The sequence below is a fragment of the Xanthomonas sp. NCPPB 2933 genome (assembly GCF_056725225.1).
The window spans coordinates 3502563-3517576 of sequence record NZ_CM161518.1; the positions used below are offsets into that span (position 1 = coordinate 3502563).

The following is a 15014-nucleotide window of genomic DNA, read 5'->3' on the forward strand; positions in this document are numbered from 1 at the left end:
TGTTCTTCGGTAAAGCTGAAATCCACGTCGCATCCCTCCAGGCCTAGGCTGAGCACCCATTGTAGCCACAACCATTCGCATGCGTATGTAGTTGACCCCACACCCTGCCGGGCCGAAAATATCTCCATATCGCGATATAGAGATATTCATGGATCTGGAAGACTGGTCGGCGCGCCTGAAGGTGTTTGCCGACGCCACCCGAGTGCGCCTGCTGACCTTGCTTGAGCAGGAAGAACTCACCGTGGCCGAGCTGTCGGCCATCACCCGTCTGGCCCAGCCGCGCGTGTCCACCCACCTGGCCAAGCTCAAGGAAGCCGGGCTAGTACGCGACCGCCGCGCCGGCGTGTCGGCCTATTACCGCTTCGACGAGGTGTCGCTGGACCCGGCGCAGCGCGCCTTGTGGCTGGCGCTGAGCACCGGCAGCGACGACCCACTGTTGCGCCAGGACGCTGAGCGCGTGGCCGCCGTGCTGGCCAACCGCGCCGCCGACCAGAACTGGGCCGATTCGGTGGCTGGCGATATGGAGCGGCATTACTCCCCGGGGCGCACATGGGAAGCGCTGGCGCGCACCGCCCTGCCCTTGTTGGAAACCGGCGACGTGCTCGACATCGCCTCCGGCGACGGCGTGCTGGCCGAGTTGGTGGCCCCGCACGCCACCCGCTACATCTGCATCGACACCAGCGCGCGCGTAGTCGCCGCCGCCAGCGAACGCCTGCGCAAGCTGCGCAATGTGGAAGTGCGCGAAGGCGACATGCATGCGCTGCCGTTCCCGGATGCCAGCTTCGACCTGGTGGTGATGATGCATGCGCTCACCTACGCGGCCAAGCCGGCGCAGGCGGTGGCCGAATCCGCGCGCGTGCTGCGCCCCGGTGGCCGCTTGCTGTTGTGCAGCCTGGCCAAGCACGAACATCGCGCCGCGGTGCATGCCTATGGCCACGTCAATCTCGGATTTGCGTCCAAAGAATTGCGCAAGTTCGCCGAGAAAGCCGGGCTGGACGTGTCCAGCCTGGAGACGGTGACGCGCGAGAAGCGCCCCCCGCATTTCGAAGTGATTTCGTTGATTGCGATGAAGCCGGGAGTGGTGAGCCGGGATTCGGGATTGGATGAAAGCAAAAGCATTGACTCGCGGAGAACTGGATCATGACGCCTACGCCAATCCCTAATCCCCAATCCCCACTCTCGTTCTCACTGCCCTGGCTGCATCCCGAGCGCGCCGAAAAACTCAGCGCTGCGTTGCGCGAGCGCATCCTCATCATCGACGGCGCAATGGGCACCATGATCCAGCGCCACGACCTGCAGGAACAGGACTATCGCGGCACGCGCTTTGCCGACGGGTACGACAGCACGCAGGTACACGTGCATGGCCCGGGCTGCGATCACGCGCACGCGCCGCAAGGCCACGACCTGAAAGGCAACAACGACCTGTTGCTGCTGTCCAGCCCCGAGATCATCGCCAGTATCCATCGCGCCTATCTGGATGCCGGTGCTGATCTGCTGGAAACCAATACCTTCAACGCAACTTCGGTGAGCCAGGCGGACTATCACCTGGAGCACCTGGTGTACGAATTGAACAAGGCTGGCGCGCAGGTCGCGCGCACGTGCTGCGACGAGGTCGAAGCGCTCACTCCGCACAAGCCGCGCTTCGTGATCGGCGTGCTCGGCCCCACCAGCCGCACCGCATCGATCAGCCCGGACGTCAATGACCCCGGGTATCGCAACACCAGTTTCGATGCGCTACGCGAAACCTATCGCGAAGCCATCGACGGCCTGATCGACGGCGGCGCCGACACGCTGATGGTGGAAACCATCTTCGACACGCTCAACGCCAAGGCCGCGCTGTATGCGATCGAAGAAGTGTTCGAAGCACGCGGCGGGCGCTTGCCGGTGATGATCTCCGGCACCATCACCGACGCCTCAGGTCGCACCTTGTCTGGCCAAACGGCAGAGGCGTTCTATGCCTCGGTCGCGCACGGGCGGCCGCTGTCGGTGGGCTTGAACTGTGCGCTTGGCGCCAAGGATCTGCGCCCGCATGTGGAAACGCTGTCGCAGATCGCCGATGCCTACGTCAGCGCGCATCCCAATGCCGGCCTGCCGAATGCCTTCGGCGAGTACGACGAAAGCCCGGAAGAAATGGCCGCAACCCTGCGCGAATTTGCGCAAGCCGGCCTGCTCAATCTGGTCGGCGGTTGCTGCGGCACCTCGCCAGATCACATCCGCGCGATTGCCGAAGCGGTGGCCGATCTGCCGCCACGGCAGCTGCCGGGTGCGCAGGAGCTGGCGGCGTGATGCAGCACGTGGGCCCTCATCCGGCGCTGAGTTCCACCTTCTCCCGCTCGCGGAAGAAGAACGGCACATTGCTCGGCACGTGGACGAAAGGTCCCTTCTCCCGCGAGCGGGAGAAGGTGTCCAAAGGGCGGATAAGGGCCATCGCGATCCGCGCCCTGCCGACCACCAATCATCATCGCCTCGCCTGGACATTCGCTACGTCCGACGCCCACCAGAGCATCGCATGAGCACTCCCCGCTACACCCGCCTGTCCGGCCTGGAGCCGTTGGTCATTACGCCGGACCTGCTGTTCGTCAACGTCGGCGAGCGCACCAATGTCACCGGCAGCGCGCAGTTCCGCAAGCTGATCAAGGAAGAGCGTTACGAAGAGGCGGTAGAGGTCGCACGCCAGCAGGTTGCCAGCGGTGCGCAGATCCTAGACGTCAATATGGACGAGGGCCTGATCGATTCCGAAAAAGCGATGACGCGCTTTCTCAACCTGATCATGTCCGAGCCGGATATCGCACGCATTCCGGTGATGGTGGATTCGTCCAAGTGGAGCGTGATCGAAGCCGGTTTGAAGTGCCTGCAGGGCAAGAGCGTGGTCAACTCGATCTCGCTCAAGGAAGGCGAAGCGCAATTCATCGAACAGGCGCGCAAGGTCCTGCGCTATGGCGCAGCCGCAGTGGTGATGGCTTTCGATGAAGTGGGCCAGGCCGACACCTGTGCACGCAAGGTCGAGATCTGCACGCGCGCCTACAAAGTGCTGACCGAGCAGGTAGGTTTTCCGCCGGAAGACATCATTTTCGACCCGAATATCTTTGCCGTCGCCACCGGTATCGAGGAGCACGACAACTACGCGGTGGACTTCATCGAAGCCACCCGGCAGATCAAGCGCACGCTGCCGCACTGCCATATTTCCGGCGGCGTTTCCAATGTGTCGTTCTCGTTCCGCGGCAACGAAATGGTGCGCCAGGCGATCCATTCGGTGTTCCTGTTCCATGCGATCAAGGCCGGCATGGACATGGGCATCGTCAATGCCGGCGGCATGCCGATCTACGACGAACTGGACCCTGAACTGCGCGAGCGTGTGGAGGATGTGATCCTCAACCGCCGCAAGGACGGCACCGAACGCTTGCTGGAAATTGCAGAGCGCTATAAAGGCAGCAAAGGTGCGGCGAAAGTCGAAGACCTCGCCTGGCGCGAGAAGCCGGTGCGCGCACGCCTGGCGCATGCGCTGGTGCATGGCATCGATGCGTTCGTGGAAACCGACACCGAAGAAGCGCGGCAGCAATCCACGCGCCCGCTGGATGTGATCGAAGGTCCGCTGATGGACGGCATGAACGTGGTCGGCGACCTGTTCGGCGCGGGCAAGATGTTCCTGCCCCAGGTGGTCAAATCCGCACGTGTGATGAAGAAAGCGGTGGCGTATCTGTTGCCGTATATCGAAGCGGAAAAACTGCGCACCGGCGATATCGGCAAGTCCAACGGCAAGATCATCATGGCCACCGTCAAGGGCGACGTGCACGACATCGGCAAGAACATCGTCGGGGTGGTGTTGGCGTGCAACAACTTCGACGTGGTGGATCTGGGCGTGATGGTCTCCGCGCAGGTGATCCTGGACCGGGCGCGTGCGGAGAATGCCGATCTGATCGGGCTATCCGGCTTGATCACGCCGTCGCTGGAAGAGATGTCGCATGTTGCGCGCGAGATGCAGCGACAGGGATTCGAGATTCCGTTGTTGATCGGTGGCGCCACCACCTCGCGCGCGCATACTGCACTGAAGATCGACCCGCATTACAAAGCGCCCACCGTGTGGGTGAAGGACGCCTCGCGCGCCGTGGGCGTTGCGCAGTCGCTGATCTCGCGCGATCTGCGTCAGGCCTTCGTGGCCGCCAACGATGCCGACTACGCGGAGATCCGCACCCGCCACAGAAATCGTGGCGATGCAAAACGACTGGTCTCGCTGGAAAAGGCACGCGCGCAGCGTTTCGATGGCGATTGGGACAACTACGTGCCGCCTACCCCGCGTCAGCCGGGCGTGCATGTGTTCGACGACTATCCACTGCAGGAATTGATCGAGCTGATCGACTGGACCCCGTTCTTCCAGGCCTGGGAACTGGCCGGCAAGTTCCCGGCGATTCTCAGCGATGAAGTCGTCGGTCCGCAGGCCAACGAGTTGTATCGCGATGCACGCAGGATGCTGCGCACGATCGTCGCCGAGAAGTGGCTGACCGCGAAGGCCGTGTTCGGGCTGTGGCCGGCCAATAGTGTGGGCGATGATGTGGAAGTGGTCCTGACGGACCACCGGGATTCGGCGATCGGGATTGAGGATTCGCAGCAGCCTAGCCAATCCCACATCCCCGATTCCCAATCCCGGCAGCTCTTGCACTTTCTACGCCAGCAGGTCGACAAACCCGCCGACCGCCCCGACTTCTGTCTGGCCGATTTCATCGCGCCCAAGAGCAGCGGCAAGCAGGACTGGATCGGTGCGTTCGCGGTCACTGCCGGTATTGGTATCGATCGGCATGTGGCGCGTTTCGAAGCGGCGCACGACGACTATAACGCGATCCTGCTCAAGGCCTTGGCCGACCGTCTGGCCGAAGCACTCGCCGAGCGTTTGCATCAGCGTGTGCGCACCGAGTTCTGGGGGTACATCGAAGACGAGGGCTTGGACAACGAGGCACTGATCGCCGAGCGCTATCGCGGCATCCGTCCTGCACCCGGCTACCCTGCATGCCCGGAACACAGTGAAAAACGCACCTTGTTCGATCTGCTCGACGCCGAGCGCAACACCACGATGACGCTGACCGAAAGTTTCGCAATGCTGCCTACTGCGGCGGTTTCGGGTTATTACTTCAGCCACCCGAAAAGCCAGTACTTCGTGGTAGGGCGAGTGGGCAAGGAACAGGTTGCCGATTACGCCAAACGCAAAGGCATCACACTGGCGCTGGCCGAACGCTGGTTGGCATCGAATCTGGATTACGACCCGGAGTGAGGGCGGCTGATCTGCGGCTTGGCTGCAGGGTCCTTGCCGGCCCACCGTCGCGGGACACGCCGCAAGTACGTCCGTGTAGGCTCTTACGCGGCATCCATGCCGCGTAAGGTCCCGCGACGGTGGGCGGGCAAGGGCCAGTCAAGATGGTCGGTGTGCATGGTTTTCAATAAAACAGCCGGCAAACTTTCTGGTGCGGTGTCCTCGCCGCTTGCGGGACCGTGTGGCGGCATGGATGCCGCCACCGAGCCTACACGGATGTACTTGCGGCGTGTCCCGCAAGCGGTGAGGGCACCGCGCCCTCGACCGACCAGGCTTCTAACCTCAGCTTCTGACTGCAGCTAAACGAAGACTCCGAGTCGATATCTCGGCGTCTTGAAGTGATTGTACGGTCGGCACACCTCACCGACCGTGTCGCATCACGCAGCCGGCCGCAACACGTTCAAGACTTCGTAGCACGCACCCATGGTGTGGTAATCGGTCTTGCCGGCCGGGCTCTTCTCGTCGCTGTACTTGCGATTGTCCGCATCCAGAATGCGATACCAGGCGCCATAGCGATGGTCGATCATGTGCTTCCAGGAATAGTCCCAGAGCTTGTCGTACCACTGCCAATAACGCGCTTCGCCGCTGCGCTGCGCCAGCAACGCCGCGGCCGCCAGCGACTCGGCCTGCACCCAAAAATACTTGTCGTCGTCGCAGACCTTGCCATCGGGGTCGAAGCCGTAATACAGCCCGCCACGCTGCGCATCCCATGAGCGCTCTACGGCCACATCGAACAGATGTTGTGCGGTCGGCAACAACCAATCGGTTGGCGCGTAGCGATCCAGCAGCATCAGCAGCTTGGCCCACTCGGTCTGATGACCCGGCTGGAAGCCCCAGGGGCGGAACAGGTGCTTGGGATTGTCGCGGTTGTAGTCCCAGTCGATGTTCCACTGCAGATCGTAATGTTCCCAGACCAGGCCGTCGGCCTTGGCTGCCTGGCGCCGGGTCATGGTGTCGGCCAGCGACAGTGCGCGGTCCAGATAGCGTTGCTCGCCACTGGCTTCGTACGCGGCAATCATCGCCTCGCACATATGCATGTTGGCGTTTTGGCCGCGGTAGCTGGTGAAGTTGAATTGCGCATCGGCTTCGTCGCGATACAACCCGAATTCCGGCTCCCAGAAATGTTTTTCCAGCAGCTGCCAGGTTTCGTCCATCCACGCGCGCGCCTCTTCGATGCCGGCCTTCAGGCCGCACGAATACGCCAGCAGCACGAACGCCACGCCGTAGCAGTGATTCATGTCGTCTTCGACCACGCCATCGCGCAAGGTCCACGCATAGCCGCCGGTGGCCGCATTGCGGTGCACGTTGCGCAGATAATCCAGGCCGTGACGTACCGCTTCCAGATACTGCGCATCGCCGAATTCGCGATAGGCCATCGCGTAGTTGAAGACAAAGCGCGTACTGCTGACCAGATGCCGATGCCCAGCGTCGTAGATCGCACCATCGTCGCGGAAATACTGGAAAAACCCGCCCGCCGGATCGATCGCGCGCGGATGGTAGAACGCCATGGTGTCGGCGATATGCTGACGCAGCACATCGGCCGAGCGGAAATCGGGTGCGGGGGTCGCAGGCAAACGGCTCATGATTGTTCCTGGATCAAAGAATGGACTTCATCGACGCTCGGCATCGCGGCGAACGCGCCTTTGCGCGTTACCGCCAGCGCACCGACCGCCGCGGCAAAACGGATCACCTCGGTGATCGCAGCCGCATCGCCACACAGCTGCTCCAGCGTGGACGCGCGTGCCGCCAGCTGAAACAACAAACCACCGACGAATGCATCGCCAGCTGCGGTGCTGTCGCGCACCTGCACACGGAACGCCGGCACTTGGCCGGAATCGGTGCGCGTCTGCCAATGCACCGGCCCGCCACCATCGGTGACCAGCAACCAGCTGGCCTGGCCCTGCCACAGCTTCTGGGTAACCGTGCTGGCATCGCCATCGAGCGTGCCGGCCAGGTAATCGAGTTCTTCGCGCGAGAGCTTGACCACATCGGCCAGCGCCAACGCCTCCCACAGCAGCGCTGCCGGATCTACATCCTGCGGCCACAACATCGGGCGCAGATTGAGATCCAGGCTGACGATGGCACCATCGGCGCGCGCGGCGCGCATGCCATCGAGCGTGCACTGCGCAATCGCAGGCTCGGTCATGCTGTTGGAGCACACATGCAGCACGGCGGCCTGCTTGAAACCGTCAGCAGCAAAGTGCTCGGGACGGAACAATAGATCCGCCGCAGGCGGGCGATAGAAACTGAAACTGCGCTCGCCGGCTTCATCCAATGCAACGAAGGCCAGCGCAGTCTTGGCCTGATCGGTGCGCACGATGCCATCGGTGGCGACGCCGGCCTGCTGCAGACTCTGCAGCAGAAAATCGCCGAACATATCGCGCCCTAGCATGCCGACAAAATGCGCCGCACCGCCCAGCCGCGCCACCGCAATGGCGACGTTGGCCGGCGCACCGCCGGCGTATTGCGCGAATGTGAGCGCCTCGTCGGGGCCGGCCGGCGGCAGCGCCAGCATGTCGATCAAGGCCTCGCCGAAACAGACCACCCGATTCTTGACAGCACTCATGCGCGCGCCTCCGCCAGTGCACCACGCAGACGCGAGCCCCAGATGCCGTAGAACACGATGTACAGGTAGCACAGCAGCGGCAGAACGAACGATTCGTGCAGACCGATGCTGTCGGCCAGCAAACCTTGCAGATACGGCACGATGGCGCCGCCGACAATCGCCATGATCAACAGGCTCGATGCGCGGCCGGTCAATGGACCAAGGCGCTCGATGCCCAGCGTAAAGATGGTCGGGAACATGATCGAGTTGAACAAGCCGATCGCCACCAATGCATACACCGCCAGCATGCCGCCGCTGGCCATGGTCAGGCCCAGCAGCAGTGCATTGATTGCAGCGAACACCGACAACAACACACGCGGCGACAGCTTGGCCAGCAAGGCCGAACCGATGAAGCGGCCGATCATCGCCAGCGTCCAGTACGCCGACACGTAGTTGGTTGCCTCACGCTCGGTGAAACCACCGATCTGCGGCAACGAGAAGTAGTTGACCATCAAGCTACCGATCGCCACTTCCGCGCCGACGTAAAAAAAGATCGCCAGCACTCCGAAGCGCACATGCGGATGACGCAAGGCATCCAACAGCGAATGCTTGCTCTCGTCCTTCTGCGCGCCGGCATCGGTCAGTGCCGGCAGACGGAACAGAAACACGAAGATCGCCAGCAAGAACAGCACGATGCCAAGGCCAATGTACGGCCCCTGCACGGCCTGCGCTTCCTGCACGCGATAGGCCAGTTGCTCGGCCTCTGGCAGCACCTTGAGCTGGTCGCCGCTCATCACGGTGTTGGACAGGATCAACCAGCCACCGAACAGCGGCGCGATCGCGGTGCCCAACGAATTGAGCGCCTGTGCCAGAGTCAAACGGCTGGACGCACTGCGCTCCGGACCCAGCAACGCGACATACGGATTCGCCGCCACCTGCAGGATGGTGATGCCGGTGGCAAGCACGAACAGCGCGCCGAGAAATGCGCCATAGACGCGTAATTCTGCCGCAGGCCAGAAGCCCAATGCACCGACCGCAGCAACCGCCAGACCGGCAACGATGCCTTGTTTGTAGCCAAGCCTGGCCACCAGCCAACCGGCCGGCAGCGACATCAGGAAATACGCACCGAAGAAGGTGAACTGCACCAGCATCGCCTGCGCGAAGTTGAGTTCGAAAACGGCCTTCAGATGCGGAATCAGAATGTCGTTGAGGCAGGTGAGAAAGCCCCACATGAAAAAGATCGTGGTGACGACCGACAACGCAACGCCGTTGTTGACCGGCGCCTTGTTGCCGCTTGGCACAGTGGATTGCGTGGAAAGGGAAACCATAGGAATTGCCTGGTCAGCGGCCTGAGGCCTTGGTGGGGGAATGAGCGGGGAAATCGGAATCGCCTGGGGGATGATGCGTCAGCACGGATGGCGAGCAGGCGCTGCTCGCGCGGATGTTCAATGCGACTGCGGCCGTCAAGCGCTGCGATGCGCGCTCCGGGCTGCCAATACGCTGCAGCACCAGCTGCGCGGCTTGCCTGCCGCGCGCACGCGGATCTGCGGCCAACGTAGTCAATGCCGGTGTAAACAAGGCGGCTTCGGCGATGTCGTCGAAGCCGGTCACTGCAAAATCGCGGCCCGGCACGATGCCGTGCATCGCCAGCGCGGCCATCAAGCCCAGCGCAACGCTGTCGTTGTAGCAAACCGCAGCGGTTGCAGCGTGGTCGGCGCCATCGAGCATGCGCGCGCCGCACAGCGCGGCGTCCTGACGATTCGGTGCGGATTCGACGTAGTGCACGGTAAAGCCAGCATTCGTCATCGAGCGGGTGTAGCCAGCGCGGCGCTGGCGGCAGGAACTGGATTCGGCATGGCCACCGAAAAACACGATGCGCCGATGGCCCTGCGCGATCAGATGCTCGCAGGCCAGAAACGCACCCTGTTCGTTATCCAGCGCCAGCAGATCCCACTGCGCGCCCTCCACTTCGCGGTTGAACAACACCACGTTGTGCTGGCGCCCCAGCACCTGATTCAGTGCCTGGGCCTGGCTGCCTTCGGCCGGCGACAGGATGATGCCGGCAGGCGTGTGCTCCATCAGCGAGGTCAGCACCGCCTGCTGGCGCTGCGTGGATTCGCCGGTGCTGCCGAGCAAGGTGACGTAGCCGGCCGCACCCAAGGCCTCATCCACACCTGCAGCGAACTCGGCGAAGAATGGATTGGACAGATCGTTGATGACCAGCGCGATGCTGGACGAGGTGCGGCAGCGCAGATTGGCCGCGGCACGGTTGTAGACGTAGTTCTGCCGATCCAGCTCGGCCTCCACGCGTGCGCGCGTGGTCGCATGCACCAGCGGGCTGCCGCGCAACACCAAAGACACGGTCGCGCGCGATACGCCGATGGCATTGGCGATATCGCGCAACGTCACTGCACCGCGTCGAATACGGCGCGCATCGTCGTCATCCGGGGCGGCCGGCATTGGCTTGGCACGCGTCATGTAGCCGGCTTTGCAGTGGAAGAAATGCGCATGTATCTGGCGTCGATTGGATCGATCCAATTAGGCCTTTTCCGGCCAATCAATGCATGCGGCAGTGCAGCATATTCAGTGCGTGCTGGCTGGACTGGCGAATGTCGTGCTACCTGAGCTGCAAGCCCTGTACCTGGCTTTCGCGGCAATTCGGCGGGCACGGCCTGGCCGTCGCCACACCAACTGCCATCACTGAAACGCGATCGACAAGCCGATCCCGCCCTGCCAATCCGGGCTCTCCGAAGTCAGCCCACGCAGCACCGACACATCCAACTGCATCGCATGCGGCAGCTGCCAGGCGCCGCCGGCACCAGCCACGCGCGAATGCTCGCTGCCGGTGTCGAAGCCCGCTTCCACATAGCTGCTGAAACGCTCGCCGGAAAAGAACGTGTAGTTGGGCGAGAAGGTCCAGGTGTGCCCGTCCTTGACGCGCGCATAGTTGACGTACAGCGCCAGCGCGCGCTCCTGCGCCAGATCCCACGACGCGGTCACGCCCAGCTCGCGCGCGTAGCCATCGCTGAAATCAGGACTGCCGGTCGGCACGCTGTAGCTGCCGAGCGCGGCCCAATGAAAGCTGTCCGAACGCGACGGCAGTGCGACCTTCAAGCCGATATGGCTGTCGCCACCGCCATGCACGCGCGCGCCACCGCCGTGCTGCCAGTTGTAACTGTCGCTGCCCAGCTGCAGCTCCACGTTCTGCAACAAGCCCAGACGCAGCAACGTATCGGCGGTGTACTGCGTAATCCGCTGCCCATCGGCGCGGTCGGTGCTCGCATCTGGCAAGCCCTGTTCCCAGGCAAACGCACCCGGCTGCAGCGTTTCGGCAGCGAACGGAATCCCGGGGCGATCGAATGCCGGCGCCTCGGCCGCCTGCGCGGCCGCCTGCTGACTAAGCGCGCACAGCACAAGCCCCAATAATCCAACCGACACAGCGTTGCGACGCCCATGCATGCACGGAACACGGCGCACTGCTGAGCGCATTGAGGCATCGGCACACGATGGCAGGGAATTCGAAGACATGGACATACGCGACACCATCGGCAGGAAGTGAGCTGCAACGCCACGGACACCGTGCCCGCATACGTCGACCAACAACGCCGCGCATGGTGCCGCGCGTGCCGTGACCGGCCTGTGTATCGCCAGCCGCGTGTTTGCTGCACTGCTCAACACGCATGCGGGCAAGCAGGGATCCAGCTGCGCAACGCCAAGGCATGCGCCAAAACAGATGGGCACCCATCAGGTGCCCATGTAACAACAAAACCATGTCGTGCAGCGTTACCAGACCAGGTCGTCGGGCACCTGATACTGGGGGTCCGCATACGGGTCGTCGCTTGCCGGTGCATTCGGATCCACCTTCAATGCGACCGAAGGTGCGAACACCGCTTCGGCTTCGGCCAGCAACTCGGCGGTGACCAGCAGATAACGCCCGTTGAGCTGCAACACACCCAGCTCGCCGGCGTTGAGCGCCTTGAGCTGATCGGCGGTCACGTAGATGCGCTTGATCTTGCCGCCATACGGAAAATGCCGGGCGATATCGGCATCGGCATGATTCAGGCCCTTGTCCTTGAGCAATTCTTCGAGCTTGGCCTTGGCTTCGCGACGCAGGCGAGCTTCTTCCTGCTTCAGTCGCTCGGCTTCGATCCGTTCGTCCTTCTCGCGCTGCGCACGGATTGCATAGGCCTTGGCCAGATCGATGTCTTCGCGCGTGCGTGCCGGTTTAGGGCCGCGACGCTCTGCATTGGCATGCTGCGGACGTGGCGAGGCTGCTGGCTTGCCATCGTTGCGACGATCAGGCCTGCCGTTGCTTGTGCGCTCATGCTTGCCATCGGTCGCCGCAGCGGCGTGCGGCCGCTGCGGTCCCCTGCCCTGGCCGCCCGGCGTGTTGCCGCCGGGCGCGGGCCTGCCACCGTTGCCATGGTGACGCGCGGCAGGCCGTGCGTCGGGTTTGCGTTCGGGCTTGGGGGCGGACTTGAAGCCCAACCCAAGCAACTGGTCACGTAAGGTATCGCTCATGGCGGTGGCAATCTGCAATCAATAGTGCGGAGGCGGCGGTTCGTCCGCTGCATCGGCAAACAACGTGGAGCGCACCTTGCCCAGATCCTCGAGCAGGTGGCGGATCAGCTCGGCATTGCGGGCGCCCGTCAAACGGGCGTCCGCAAGTGCTTCACTCAGTTCATTGAGCGCGTGCTCCTGAAAGGAGAGCCGCGTTTCCAGTTCAACCAACCGCGCGTCCAGTTCCTGGTCGCGCGGCGAGAGTTGCTCATGCATGCAACGAACGGCCTCGTCCGATGGCGTAGTAAGCCAGGCCGGCAGCTTCGATTTCCTGCGGGTCGTAAAGGTTGCGACCGTCAAATACGACGTCGTCCTTCAAGGCCTGCTTGATCTTGCCGAAATCCGGGCTGCGGAACTGCTTCCACTCGGTGACCACCACCAGCGCATCGGCGCCTTCCAGGGCCGCGAAGGCTTCGTCGCAGAAGGTCAGATCGTCGCGCTCACCGAAGATGCGCTTGGCTTCGTGGGTGGCTTCCGGATCGTAGGCACGCACGGTGGCGCCGGCTTCCCACAACTGCGCCAGCAAGCGGCGGCTGGAGGCCGCACGCATGTCGTCGGTATTGGGCTTGAACGCCAGGCCCCACACCGCGAAGGTCTTGCCGGCAAGACTGCCGCCAGCTTCGCCGCCGTAGTGACGCTGCACCAATTCGAACAAATGACCCTTCTGCGCGTTGTTGACGCTCTCCACCGCATTGAGCAGGGTCGGCTGCATGCCGTACTGCTCGGCGGTCTTGGCCAGTGCCTGCACGTCCTTGGGGAAGCACGAGCCGCCATAACCGGCACCGGGATAGATGAAGTGCCAGCCGATGCGCGGATCCGAACCGATACCGTTACGCACGTGCTCGACGTCCGCACCGACACGCTCGGCAATGTTGGCGATCTCGTTCATGAAACTGATCTTGGTCGCCAGCATCGCGTTGGCCGCGTACTTGGTCAGCTCGGCCGAACGCACGTCCATCTCGACGATGCGATCGCGGTTGCGATTGAACGGTGCATACAGACGGCGCATGCGTGCAATCGCTGCCGGCTTGGTGGCACCGATCACGATGCGATCCGGACGCATGCAGTCGGCAACGGCGTCGCCTTCCTTCAGGAATTCCGGATTAGAGACGACGTCGAACTCATGCTCCACGCCGCGTGCATCCAGTTCTTCCTGGATCGCCACGCGCACCTTGTCGGCGGTACCGACCGGCACCGTGGACTTGTTGACGACCACCGACGGGCCATCGATATGACGACCGACGGTACGCGCAACTGCCAGCACGTACTGCAGGTCGGCACTGCCATCTTCATCCGGCGGCGTGCCCACGGCGATGAAGGTGATTTCGCCGTGCGCAATCGCCTCGGCAGCGTCGCTGGTGAAGCGCAACCGGCCCGAGGCATGGTTGGCTTTCACCATCGGCTCCAGGCCTGGTTCATAGATGGGGATCACCCCTCGATTGAGACCATCAACTTTCGCCTGGTCGATATCCACGCAGATAACGTGATGACCTACTTCGGCCAGACAGGTACCGGTGACTAGACCAACATAGCCGGTACCAAAGATCGCAACTCGCATGGGGGGGGATACTCCTGTGGGGGATCAGGGAAGGATACCCATCAGTTCGACATCGAACGTCAACGTTGCGTCTGGTCCGATCGGCCCCCCCTGCGTGCCGTTCGGGCCATAGGCCAAGTTGGATGGAATCCAGAAACGATATTTCGAACCGACCGGCATCAGTGCGACGCCCTCGGTCCAACCTGCAATGACTTGATTCAGACCGAACTCGGCCGGCTGGCCGCGCTGGTAAGAGCTGTCGAACACCTGCCCGTTGAGCAGCTTGCCTTCGTAGTTCACGCGCACCGTATTGGTGGGCATCGGACGCTCGCCGCTACCCTGGCGCAACACCGTGTACTGCAAGCCCGAGGCCGTGGTGATCACGCCTTTTTCGGTCTTGTTCTTGGCGAGGAACGCATTGCCTTCTTCGCGATTCTTGGCACCGGCAGCGCCCTGCTTGGCAGAGGCGAAGGCCTGCATCGTCGCTGCGGCTTCCTGCTGGGTCAGACGCGTGGTGCCCTTGGCGAACACGGTACGCACGGCTTCCATCAGGATGCTCAGATCGATCTCGTCCTTGATGCCGGCCAACGACGGGCCGACCGCGCGATCGCCCAGCATCAGGCCGACGTTTTCCTTGGACGGCGCTGCAGGCGCGCTACCCGGCGCCATGCCCGGAACCTGCTGGCCGTTACGCGCTGCCAGCGCAGTGCGCAGGGCGGTATCGGTGGCCTGGGTCTGCTCATCGGACAACAACGGCTTGCCGCCCTTGAATGCATTTTCGATGGCGCGTTGCAGTGCGCTCACATCGATGTCCTGGGCAATCGGCTCGAACGAGCGCGCCACATCCATACCGATGGCGTAGCTGACGTTGTCGCGGGTGCTCTTCTCAGACGATGCATTCACAACTGGCTTCTCCTTGGTGGCCGCTGCGGCCGGTTGCTGCGACATCGCCGGCATCGATGCCGACATTGCCACCATCAGTAGCGACGCCGCCGCGCCGCGCTTTCCCATCTTCATTCGATGCACTTCCCGAAAGTGAAAAGACACGCCGACGCCGGCGCTGAATGCGC

General features: G+C 62.9%; 13 protein-coding genes. 4 read left to right on the forward strand and 9 right to left on the reverse strand.

Annotated features, from left to right (window positions below):
• The first annotated feature begins 148 nt into the window (after nt 1–148).
• The 4 genes from AC1PLU_RS14350 to metH are packed head-to-tail and all read left to right on the forward strand — an operon-like array spanning nt 149 to nt 5263.
• Nucleotides 149–1144, forward strand: a complete 996-nt coding sequence (locus AC1PLU_RS14350; protein WP_481094464.1) for an ArsR/SmtB family transcription factor — start codon at nt 149–151, stop codon at nt 1142–1144.
• Nucleotides 1141–2286: a homocysteine S-methyltransferase family protein gene (locus AC1PLU_RS14355; RefSeq protein ID WP_481094463.1), complete on the forward strand. Its 1146-nt coding sequence runs from the start codon at nt 1141–1143 to the stop codon at nt 2284–2286. The genes AC1PLU_RS14350 and AC1PLU_RS14355 overlap by 4 nt, the downstream gene beginning before the upstream one ends.
• Nucleotides 2283–2513 carry a hypothetical protein gene (locus tag AC1PLU_RS14360; protein WP_481094462.1) on the forward strand — a complete coding sequence of 77 codons (231 nt, stop codon included), beginning with the start codon at nt 2283–2285 and terminating at the stop codon, nt 2511–2513. Before AC1PLU_RS14355 ends, AC1PLU_RS14360 begins: the two co-directional genes overlap by 4 nt.
• Entirely contained in the window at nt 2510–5263 is a 2754-nt protein-coding gene (metH, locus tag AC1PLU_RS14365; protein WP_481094461.1) for a methionine synthase, read from the forward strand. The genes AC1PLU_RS14360 and metH overlap by 4 nt, the downstream gene beginning before the upstream one ends.
• A gap of 416 nt (nt 5264–5679) precedes the next feature.
• On the opposite strand, the gene AC1PLU_RS14370 is transcribed toward metH, so the two are convergent.
• The 9 genes from AC1PLU_RS14370 to AC1PLU_RS14410 form a co-directional block, all read right to left on the reverse strand.
• The gene (locus AC1PLU_RS14370) at nt 5680–6885 is read right to left on the reverse strand and encodes an AGE family epimerase/isomerase (protein WP_481094460.1); all 1206 of its coding nucleotides are present in this window, start codon (nt 6883–6885) and stop codon (nt 5680–5682) included.
• Nucleotides 6882–7868, reverse strand: a complete 987-nt coding sequence (locus tag AC1PLU_RS14375) for a carbohydrate kinase family protein (protein ID WP_481094459.1) — start codon at nt 7866–7868, stop codon at nt 6882–6884. Before AC1PLU_RS14375 ends, AC1PLU_RS14370 begins: the two co-directional genes overlap by 4 nt.
• A complete protein-coding gene (gene fucP / locus AC1PLU_RS14380; RefSeq protein ID WP_006451864.1) occupies nt 7865–9175 on the reverse strand; it encodes an L-fucose:H+ symporter permease in 1311 nt (436 codons plus the stop codon). Before fucP ends, AC1PLU_RS14375 begins: the two co-directional genes overlap by 4 nt.
• A gap of 13 nt (nt 9176–9188) precedes the next feature.
• A complete protein-coding gene (locus tag AC1PLU_RS14385; protein ID WP_481094458.1) occupies nt 9189–10325 on the reverse strand; it encodes a LacI family DNA-binding transcriptional regulator in 1137 nt (378 codons plus the stop codon).
• A 219-nt stretch (nt 10326–10544) separates the two neighbouring features.
• Nucleotides 10545–11393, reverse strand: coding sequence for a transporter (locus AC1PLU_RS14390; RefSeq protein ID WP_481106584.1), 849 nt, complete (start codon nt 11391–11393; stop codon nt 10545–10547).
• A gap of 237 nt (nt 11394–11630) precedes the next feature.
• The gene (locus tag AC1PLU_RS14395) at nt 11631–12368 is read right to left on the reverse strand and encodes a DUF2058 domain-containing protein (RefSeq protein WP_481094456.1); all 738 of its coding nucleotides are present in this window, start codon (nt 12366–12368) and stop codon (nt 11631–11633) included.
• An 18-nt stretch (nt 12369–12386) separates the two neighbouring features.
• Nucleotides 12387–12623, reverse strand: a complete 237-nt coding sequence (locus AC1PLU_RS14400; protein ID WP_006448709.1) for a SlyX family protein — start codon at nt 12621–12623, stop codon at nt 12387–12389.
• Entirely contained in the window at nt 12616–13965 is a 1350-nt protein-coding gene (locus AC1PLU_RS14405; RefSeq protein WP_023903568.1) for a UDP-glucose dehydrogenase family protein, read from the reverse strand. The genes AC1PLU_RS14400 and AC1PLU_RS14405 overlap by 8 nt, the downstream gene beginning before the upstream one ends.
• A gap of 24 nt (nt 13966–13989) precedes the next feature.
• Nucleotides 13990–14961, reverse strand: coding sequence for an FKBP-type peptidyl-prolyl cis-trans isomerase (locus AC1PLU_RS14410; RefSeq protein WP_043889125.1), 972 nt, complete (start codon nt 14959–14961; stop codon nt 13990–13992).
• Nucleotides 14962–15014 lie beyond the last annotated feature (53 nt).

Coding starts and splice junctions, on each gene's coding strand:
- AC1PLU_RS14350 (WP_481094464.1), top strand. CDS start 149: ATGGATCTGGAAGACTGGTCGGCGCGCCTGAAGGTGTTTGCCGACGCC.
- AC1PLU_RS14355 (WP_481094463.1), top strand. CDS start 1,141: ATGACGCCTACGCCAATCCCTAATCCCCAATCCCCACTCTCGTTCTCA.
- metH (WP_481094461.1), top strand. CDS start 2,510: ATGAGCACTCCCCGCTACACCCGCCTGTCCGGCCTGGAGCCGTTGGTC.
- AC1PLU_RS14370 (WP_481094460.1), bottom strand. CDS start 6,885: ATGAGCCGTTTGCCTGCGACCCCCGCACCCGATTTCCGCTCGGCCGAT.
- AC1PLU_RS14375 (WP_481094459.1), bottom strand. CDS start 7,868: ATGAGTGCTGTCAAGAATCGGGTGGTCTGTTTCGGCGAGGCCTTGATC.
- fucP (WP_006451864.1), bottom strand. CDS start 9,175: ATGGTTTCCCTTTCCACGCAATCCACTGTGCCAAGCGGCAACAAGGCG.
- AC1PLU_RS14385 (WP_481094458.1), bottom strand. CDS start 10,325: ATGACGCGTGCCAAGCCAATGCCGGCCGCCCCGGATGACGACGATGCG.
- AC1PLU_RS14390 (WP_481106584.1), bottom strand. CDS start 11,393: ATGGTGTCGCGTATGTCCATGTCTTCGAATTCCCTGCCATCGTGTGCC.
- AC1PLU_RS14395 (WP_481094456.1), bottom strand. CDS start 12,368: ATGAGCGATACCTTACGTGACCAGTTGCTTGGGTTGGGCTTCAAGTCC.
- AC1PLU_RS14400 (WP_006448709.1), bottom strand. CDS start 12,623: ATGCATGAGCAACTCTCGCCGCGCGACCAGGAACTGGACGCGCGGTTG.
- AC1PLU_RS14405 (WP_023903568.1), bottom strand. CDS start 13,965: ATGCGAGTTGCGATCTTTGGTACCGGCTATGTTGGTCTAGTCACCGGT.
- AC1PLU_RS14410 (WP_043889125.1), bottom strand. CDS start 14,961: ATGAAGATGGGAAAGCGCGGCGCGGCGGCGTCGCTACTGATGGTGGCA.